Here is an 8,944-nt window from a genome sequence, read left to right on the forward strand (position 1 = left end):
TCCTCTTCACTCTCGGCGATCGCAATTTTAAATGGACGGCTCATGGTTGGGTTAACTTACCAAGTTTGCTTTTCTCCATTATATGCAGCTTCATTTTTAATTGGTATAAGCTACAATATGCTACCTGTGCAACTTTCTAATCTGGGAGATGGGCGAAAAGGCAGAAAAATATCTGTTGATTTGCTGACTGAAAACAATATGAACCCAAGCTCTTCAGCTAGCTTTATTGTGGATACGGTAGATAGCTATATAACTATTATTGATGATAAACAAACTGCATATCTAAATGAAATTGAGGCAGCTGATACTGATTCTCAAATTGTCGAGGTAATTGCAAAAGCATTTGAATATAATTCAGATGCTAGATTATTTGAAATTGTTTCTTTTGGATTACTGTACTTACATTTTGCAAAAATAAACATCTTTATTTCTATAAATGGTAATGAAATCTCAGCACAGTTAACTTTGTATCGTACAGGGCGGACAAATGCTAATGATGGAGGAATTGACTTTGTTTTAAAACCATTAGGAAATTTCTTTCAAGTGACTGAAACATTAGATGTCAAAAAATATTTTCTAGATTTTGAAAAAGTTAATCGGTTTCCAATAAGCTTTGTTATCAAGACTGATTTAAATCCACAGCAGGTTAAGGAGAAAATTAAAAGAGATGCTCTTAAGTTATATAGTGCTAAACAAATTGAAGTATATATGAACCTCTTTGAAGAAATTTACACGTTAAATGAACTTAGGAATATTCTTGAAGAAATTAAAATTTCTCCTCATTTGGTATCTAGATTGAAAGAGATTGTCATTCAATGTTTCAAACTAGAGTACGGACTATTGGATTAATGAATTTTTTTTAGAATGTTCCTCAAGCAATGCTCTCGATTTCTTAGAAAGATTTTTTGTTTTTCTTTTTTTCTCCTTTGCCAACTCTTCAGAAGTGTAATTTGACGGTAAATTTAAGCGACGAATTCCTATTTTTACATATTCTTCGTTTATCTCTATTCCAATAGATTTTCTTTGTAGATGTTTCGCAACTGCACATGTAGAAAAACTACCAGAGAACGGATCTAATACTGTATCTCCCATATTTGAAGAAGCCAAAATAACACGTTCTAAAAGTGCTTCTGGTTTTTGGGTTGGGTGATTTTCATATTCCTGCATTTTAAAGCGTACTCGCGCAAAATCCCAAACATTACCTGGTACTTTCTTAGTATTGTATGGCTGAGGAGGTTCTTTTCGATAATCCATTAATTGACGCTTTGCACCAGTTTTTGCTTCCACCATAATAGCGTCGGCATTAAACGTATAGTTCTTTTCATGCTTTGTTAGCATCAGTATAGGCTCATACATTGAACCAAAGTAATTTTTTGCTTGTACTCCTGAGCTATCGTAAGTCCAAACTATTCTACTTTTAATATAGAAAGACTTACGGCATTTAATATCAAGATATGGCATATTCTCTGTACTGTTCATCAGGTAAAAAGTCCCATAGGGCTTTAAAACACGATGACATTCATCAATCCATTGATATGTCCAGTTGAGAAATTCTTCTTCCGACCAGTTTTCAACCAAACCATCGAAATTTTTACCAATGTTGTAAGGCGGATCAGCAAAAATTAAATCAATAGATTCTGATTCCAGGCGTTTTAAGTTTTCCAGAGCATCGCCATGAATAATAGTATGAAAATCGTCTTTGTATATATTGATATCTAATTGAGCTTTTGCTAACACAATTAATAACTTTAGGAAGCAATCTTATCAATGTGACTTAAAGTCTACAACATTAGTTTAAATATTGCAAGGCTTGGTTTTACTGAGGTGCAACTAGGATAGAGCGAATAACTATAACTTTAGTGTAGGTTTTGTAAATATTTTGGTAATACTCTTATCCTCAGCAGCCTCAATAACCGATACATTAACTCTTATAAGTAATCAAGAAAGTTTTAACACAAGATATTATGTTACAGGTGAAGCAGCCAGTGTCAGAAAACTTTACCAGAAAAGGCTTAAAAACTGACCCTACACTTTTTGAGAAAGTTGAAGCACTGGCGCAAGATTTTGCCACCCGTGCAGCAGCACATGACAAAGATGGTTCATTTCCTTTCGAGAATTTTACAGCATTGCATCAAGCAGGATTGCTGAGTTTAACTATTCCCCAAGATTTGGGAGGTGAAGATTTAGGGCTGACTAGTATCTGCCAAGTTATTGAGGGGATAGCCCGTGGCGATGCTTCTACGGCTTTAGTATTGAATATGCACTACCTACAACACGCTAAAGCTAGCCGTCAACGTTGCTGGCATCCTGATGTGTATCGAAAGGTATGTGCTGAGTCGATTGCAGATATTTCCCTAATTAATGCTGCCCGTGTAGAACCAGAGTTAGGCACACCAGCTAGGGGCGGTTTACCAGCGACAATTGCGGAGAAGACATCAGATGGCTGGCGGTTAACAGGTCATAAGCAATACACCACAGGTAGTCCTATTTTGCGTTACTTTGTAGTTTGGGCAAGGACAACTGAGAATGAACCGCAAGTAGGAAACTTTTTGGTTCCGCGTGATTTACCGGGCTTGCGAATTGTGGAAACTTGGGATCATATGGGTATGAGAGCCACAGGTAGCCATGATTTAATTTTAGAAAATGTCTTAATTCCTCATGAATATGCTTTAGATATTCGCCCTGTCTTGGCTGCATCACCACCTGATCCGATGACTGCTGTTTGGAATAGCTTGACATTGAGTGCTTTGTATTTGGGAGTTGCGACAGCTGCGCGAGATTGGTTAGTTGAATATTTAGGCGATCGCACTCCAACTAATTTAGGAACACCACTTGCTAACTTACCACGTTTTCAAACAGCTGTAGGTGAAATCGAAGCACTGTTATATGCTAACCGCAAACTAATTTATGGTTTGGCGCAAGAAGTAGACGCAGGCGAAGATGAACCTAATGTAGGATTGCAAGCACAAGCTATTAAATATCTTTCTACAACCAATTCAATTCGTGCTGTAGAGATTGGTTTAGAACTGATTGGTAATCCTGGATTAACAAGAAAGCATCCTCTAGAAAGACATTATCGAGATGTTTTATGCAGTCGAATACATACTCCTCAAAATGATGTGATTTGCAAATCTTTAGGAAAAGCAGCACTAAAAATTAAATAAAACCTCTCCTCATAAATGAGAAGAGGTTAAGGGGATGGAGTTTTATGAAAAAATTGGCGAGTGAGAGTTATTTATTAAACTATTCCTTGGCCTCTACCACGGCTATCACCTTCTTCTGTTAACTCGCCTTCTTTATCTTCATTGACATCTTGAAGCTCGTCGATGCGTTGTGCCTGATCTTCTACTATTTCTTGCCGCGCATCACCTGGAACTTCGTAATACATTTCTGGTTCTACTGCGTAGTTGTTCAATAAACCTTCTTGGTCTACTGTATAACCATCTGTGGTGTGAATACTTCCTGCATCAGTTTGGTCATCAGTTGGTGCGTCTGCTTCTCTTTCTTCTGTGGGTTTTGTCTTGTATAATTCTCCTTCTCTTTCCTTACGAGCAGCAGTTTCAGCAGGAACAATATGCCTATCATACATATCTACTTTTGCCCGGTCAGATGAATCTACTGCTTTATTAACTTTTTCATTAGCCATAAATAATGTCCTCTTTAAAGAAAAGTATTTTTTCAATAACTTCGAGAACTAGATTAGGCTGTTTAACAGCAAAGAACTACTATCTTGAGATGAGATTTTAGCTAAGTTATTTTAATTATTTTTATGTCTTTAGATGTATTTCCCATTGAAATAAAATCTTGAGAAATAACTCGAATTTATTAATTATAAGTTTGATTTTAATCTAAAAAAATATATATATGAACAACTTATAAGACTCTTATTTGATTTCTGAAAGAAAATCTATACACCCAAAAATAACTTTTTCCTACTCTCCACTCTCTACTCCCAGGCTAGGCAGATAATTTCAATAATCCAACCGGATTCCTATATAAATAATATTTAGGGCGATCTCTAGCTTTGTAATGAAACTATATTTTTTGCTGCTAACTCATAAACTTATGTAGCTTTGGTTAAACAATAACGTAATTACTCAAGTATTTGGGGGTCATCTCCCTCTCAGGGGAAATTCATTTAAATGATAGTTAGTTATATTAGGATGCACACAGATGAATCCTGACGACGAAGCACAATATTAAGACTGGAATGACCTATCTAGAAACAGCAGCAGAATTTTACCGTGAAGTAGCCCAAACGCCACAAATAGGACTTTGTTGTGTACAAAGTTCACCCTTACAACTGCCGGGGTTGAAAGTTCCTTTGCCTATGCAAGAAATGAACTATGGTTGTGGCACTACTGTTCACCCTACAGAACTGAGTAACCAACCAACTGTACTGTATGTTGGCGTTGGTGGTGGCTTAGAAGCACTGCAATTTGCTTATTTTTCTCGCCGTGCTGGTGCTGTAATTGCCGTTGAACCAGTTGCAGCTATGCGAGAAGCCGCTACCCGGAACCTAGAACTTGCAGCTACAGAAAACCCTTGGTTTGATACTAGCTTTGTAGAAATTCGAGAAGGTGATGCCTTTAACTTGCCTGTAGCTGATGCTTCTGTGGATGTTGTTGCTCAGAATTGCCTGTTTAATATCTTTGAGCCAGAAGATTTAAGTTATGCCTTAAAAGAAGCATACCGAGTGCTAAAACCAGGCGGACGTTTACAAATGAGCGATCCCATCGCTACACGTCCTATCCCTGTACATCTTCAACAGGATGAGCGACTCAGGGCTATGTGTTTATCAGGCGCACTCACCTACGAAGAGTATACTCAACGTATTATCAATGCTGGCTTTGGCCAAATTGAAATTCGCGCCCGTCGTCCTTACAGGCTACTGGATACCCAGACTTATAACTTGGAAGAAAACCTACTTTTAGAAAGTCTCGACTCAGTTTCTTTTAAAGTTGGAATTCCAGATGATGGTGCTTGCATTTTTACTGGCAAGACAGCAATTTACTGTGGTACAGAATCCTTATTTGATGACGGAGTAGGCCATCTGCTGCAACGTGGTATACCCGCGGCTGTTTGTGATAAAACAGCTGCTAGACTGGCAGTTTGCCAGCCAGGAGAAATCATCATTACTGATTCAACTTGGCACTATGACGGTGGTGGTTGCTGTTAAATCTTAAGTCAAAAATGTTAATTATTAGTTTATTTTTAGCTACGCTATTTTTAGCTTACTCTAATGGAGCAAATGATAATTTTAAAGGTGTAGCAACGCTGTTTGGGAGCGGTACAACTAGCTACCAAACAGCGATTTTATGGGCGACCATTACAACCTTTTCTGGTGCGGTAGCTGCGATTTTTTGGGCTGGGAAATTAGTGCAGAACTTTACTGGGCAGGGAATTTTTCCCGACAATATTGCTAACGTTCCCGAGATTCATTTAGCTGTAGCGATCGCATCTGGTATGACTGTCTTGATTGCGGCTTTGACAGGATTTCCTGTTTCCACTACTCACAGTTTAACAGGTGCGTTACTAGGAGCCGGATTAGTGGCGATCGGGCTGAAAGTTAATTTTGCTGTTTTGTGGCAGGCTTTTATTATACCACTAATTTTTATCCCGATTATTACCATCTTCTTAGCAGCAGGAGTTTATCAATTAGTCAAATATTTTAATTATCAATTAAACCTGCTAGCGAATCAAAAAGTCGTAGATACTTTACATTTTATCAGTGCAGGAATTATCTGTTTTACTAGAGGGCTAAATCACACTTCTCAGTTAGTTTCGATTATTCTGATTATTGAATATTTTTCGATTCAAGGCGGAATGCTGACTATCGCAATGGCAATGGGGCTTGGGGGTTTGCTAAATTCCCAAAGAATTGCAGCAACTATGAGTACAAAAATTACCTCGTTGGATGCTATTCAAGGTTTATCGGCTAATATGACTGCTGGTTTTTTAGCGATCTTAGCTAGCTACACAGGAATTCCTATTTCCATAACTCACGTTGCAGTTAGCTCAATATTTAGTGTAGGTTTAATTGAAAAGAAAGCTAATTGGCACATCTTTTCGCAAATTTTTCTTAGTTGGATTTTAACGTTACCAACTGCTGCCATTACCAGTGGCATAGCTTATAGATTATTGCAAGGTTAGAAAACCAAGTTTTTTAGATTAAGTAATTTAATTAGTAAATAAAAATTATGTACACTCAACCAATCAATCAGCAAAATAAAAAAATCATACCCTTCAACGAGAAATTAGATGCTCCTCTCACCAAAAATAAAATTACTGTTTTACAAATTAATCTAGGTAAACGTTGCAATCTCGCCTGTGTTCATTGTCATGTAGAAGCTGGGCCAAAACGTACAGAAGAACTTTCACCAGAAATTTGTAATCAGTTGATTGAGTTAATTTGCAAATTCCCAGAAATCCAAATTGTTGATTTAACTGGCGGCGCACCAGAAATGAATTACGGCTTTAGGCCCTTGCTGGAAGCAGCTAGAGAAACTGGTAAACAGGTAATTGTTCGGTCAAATGTAACTATCTATTTTGAAGATGGTTTTGGTGACTTACCAGAATACTTTGCTCATAACCAAGTCAGAGTGGTCGCTTCTTTACCTTGTTACCTAGCAGATAACGTTGATAAAATGCGTGGTACAGGTGTTTTTAACCAATCTATTAAAGCTTTGCAATGGCTTAACCAAGTTGGCTATGGAAAAGAAAAAGACTTAATTTTAGACTTGGTATTTAATCCTCAGTTACCTATAGATAAAAAATTCTCTTTAGCCCCAGAACAAAATAATCTAGAAAAAGCATATAAAAGTTTCTTAAAAGATAATTTTGAAGTTGTATTTAATCATCTTTTAACCATCACTAATTTACCAGTTGGTAGAACTAAAATGTATTTAGAGCGGAAAAATTTATATCTTCCATATTTAAAGTTTCTAGAATCACACTTCAATGCCAACACAATTCCTCATTTAATGTGTCGTAATGAACTTTCAATTGATTATTTGGGTAATGTTTATGACTGTGATTTTAACCAAATGATGAATATCCCAGCTAAAAATACTGATGGGGAAAACCTAACAATTTCTCAACTTCTTACAGCTAGTAATTTAGACTTAATTACCGAAGTACAAACCGCTACTTATTGTTACGGTTGTACTGCTGGTAGTGGTTCTAGCTGTGGTGGCACTCTCATCTAAAATTTAGCAAAAGAAGAATAAAATTCTTCATCACTTAGATTTATGTCATCAAACAATCACCTTGCTGCAAATTTTATTAATTATGTCACACTAACAATCAAAAGAGTTATATGATGAGATTAGTTAAGTCTCCTCACACCACACTATAAAACCGTAGAAATTGTTAATTTCTACGGTTTTTATTTTTTAGAAAAAGAATAGCTCGATAGATTACTCAAAAATTCTGTTACCAAAATTGCTACGAGTGCGTAACTAACTAGTTAGCTACCTTATGATGGTATGTAGTTAAGCTCCTCACACCACACCGAAAACCGTGGAATGTTTAATTCCGCGGTTTTTTCTTGTAAAAATTAACATCACAAAGCTTGTAACGGTTTTTGAAGTTGAGATTGCAGTTCTGATTCACTTTGTACAACAATGCCAGGGTAATCTCTATTAACCACTCCAGATTTTTGTTCGGCAAGGTTATTGTTTTCCCATAAAATCCAGCGACTACCTTGAGGCAAAGAAGATAAGGTTAGAAAATTTTGTGTCAACCAAATCAAAGGATAGTTCTGTTTTTCCTGAGGACTAGCTTCTTCTTGAAATGTGGTTGCGGCTAAAATTTCTAAAACGACCCGATCACCTTTAACTAAACCTGTAGAAGCTGTCCACAGTTGTACAGGTATTCCTATACGTTGTGTATAAAAATATAAGCTTGCGGCTGTAATGACTGCTTGCTCAAAATTCTTTTCTTCCCAGATACCAGCAGTATCTATGGCAATAATGATTTCTTGTCCACCAGTAACTATTTCTAACTCCCTAACGCGCAATTCACCATAGCGTGCGCTTGTTCTCCAGTGTATCAGCCGAGTGGGATCGCCAAGCCGATAGGGACGCAGCGATCGCACTAATCCTGAGGTTGCAGTCTGTAAAGGTCGGTGGCGCGAATCTCCTTTTTTGCTTTCTTCTTGTCCCATTTCGTCCACTAAGGGGCAAGTGGTAAGAGGTAACACAGTCGGGTAAACAATCGCTGTGGCTTCACAATGTCGCTGACGACGACTTCTAAATAAACCTAAAGGTGCGCCACTAGCTAATTCAACAGTATGCCAGCGATAAATACCCCGACTTTGAGTAGGTTGATAATATACCCAACGATAACTATCTTTGCTGTTAATAATGTCAATAGCCTGTTTGATTGGTTTTCCCAAGACGAAAGGCAAGATATCCTCAATTTGTACTAAGCTAACAGACTGCTTCGTGTGATTATGAATTTCTAACTCAACTGCTAACTCATCTCCAGTTGAGACAGGTTGCAAAGGGCGACGGGTGACAGTTAAGCCGACCAGCGATCGTGGCGGCAAAATTGCAGCTATGGTTAATAGTGCAACATTAACACCGCTAATAGCGTATAGCCATCCTGCCATTGTATTAACAGCAGCACCGAAAAAACAAATAGCGATCGCCGCAAGTACCCAACCGCTATATGTTGGGACACAAGCACGATTTTCTAACCAATTGGTGATGGGTTTAATGATTTTCATATGTTTCTTTTGTAACCCAACACCAAAGAAAACTGAAAGTAGTTAAAATAACCATACTAAAACAAAAACAGCTCCTGACTCATCAGGAGCTGTTTGTTTTCTATGTATAAACCTGGCGTCGAGCAATTGTGGCAGGAGGCGACCCTCCAACTATCGTAGCCGCAGCAGCGTTTCACCTCTGAGTTCGGGAAGGTATCAGTGTGGTTCCACCGC

General features: G+C 37.7%; 8 protein-coding genes. 5 read left to right on the forward strand and 3 right to left on the reverse strand.

Going from position 1 to position 8,944, the window contains the following annotated elements; all coding sequences use genetic code 11:
• Nucleotides 1-849: hypothetical protein (locus H6G69_RS33055; RefSeq protein ID WP_206757658.1), on the forward strand; the 849-nt coding region annotated here is incomplete at its 5' end.
• Here the strand turns inward: H6G69_RS33055 and yhdJ are convergent.
• Nucleotides 838-1,737, reverse strand: a complete 900-nt coding sequence (gene yhdJ, locus H6G69_RS33060) for an adenine-specific DNA-methyltransferase (RefSeq protein WP_190693937.1) — start codon at nt 1,735-1,737, stop codon at nt 838-840. The two genes, H6G69_RS33055 and yhdJ, sit on opposite strands and share 12 nt — an antisense overlap.
• A gap of 227 nt (nt 1,738-1,964) precedes the next feature.
• Here yhdJ and H6G69_RS33065 point away from each other — a divergent pair, with 227 nt between their 5' ends.
• The gene (locus H6G69_RS33065) at nt 1,965-3,164 is read left to right on the forward strand and encodes an acyl-CoA dehydrogenase family protein (RefSeq protein WP_190693938.1); all 1,200 of its coding nucleotides are present in this window, start codon (nt 1,965-1,967) and stop codon (nt 3,162-3,164) included.
• Between the two features lie 74 nt (nt 3,165-3,238).
• Here the strand turns inward: H6G69_RS33065 and H6G69_RS33070 are convergent, their stop codons facing one another.
• Complete coding sequence (locus tag H6G69_RS33070; protein WP_190693940.1) at nt 3,239-3,646, reverse strand: hypothetical protein; 408 nt, start codon at nt 3,644-3,646, stop codon at nt 3,239-3,241.
• A 564-nt stretch (nt 3,647-4,210) separates the two neighbouring features.
• On the opposite strand from H6G69_RS33070, the gene arsM reads away from it, so the two are divergent.
• The 3 genes from arsM to arsS are packed head-to-tail and all read left to right on the forward strand — an operon-like array spanning nt 4,211 to nt 7,208.
• On the forward strand, nt 4,211-5,179 hold the full coding sequence (gene arsM, locus H6G69_RS33075; protein WP_190693947.1) for an arsenosugar biosynthesis arsenite methyltransferase ArsM: 969 nt from the start codon (nt 4,211-4,213) through the stop codon (nt 5,177-5,179).
• A 14-nt stretch (nt 5,180-5,193) separates the two neighbouring features.
• On the forward strand, nt 5,194-6,153 hold the full coding sequence (locus tag H6G69_RS33080; RefSeq protein WP_190693949.1) for an inorganic phosphate transporter: 960 nt from the start codon (nt 5,194-5,196) through the stop codon (nt 6,151-6,153).
• Between the two features lie 47 nt (nt 6,154-6,200).
• Entirely contained in the window at nt 6,201-7,208 is a 1,008-nt protein-coding gene (arsS, locus tag H6G69_RS33085) for an arsenosugar biosynthesis radical SAM (seleno)protein ArsS (RefSeq protein WP_190693950.1), read from the forward strand.
• Nucleotides 7,209-7,564: 356 nt separating this feature from the next.
• On the opposite strand, the gene H6G69_RS33090 is transcribed toward arsS, so the two are convergent.
• Nucleotides 7,565-8,731, reverse strand: a complete 1,167-nt coding sequence (locus H6G69_RS33090; protein ID WP_190693951.1) for a DUF58 domain-containing protein — start codon at nt 8,729-8,731, stop codon at nt 7,565-7,567.
• Nucleotides 8,732-8,944 lie beyond the last annotated feature (213 nt).

Source organism: Nostoc sp. FACHB-110, assembly GCF_014697425.1.
Classification (GTDB): domain Bacteria; phylum Cyanobacteriota; class Cyanobacteriia; order Cyanobacteriales; family Nostocaceae; genus Nostoc_B.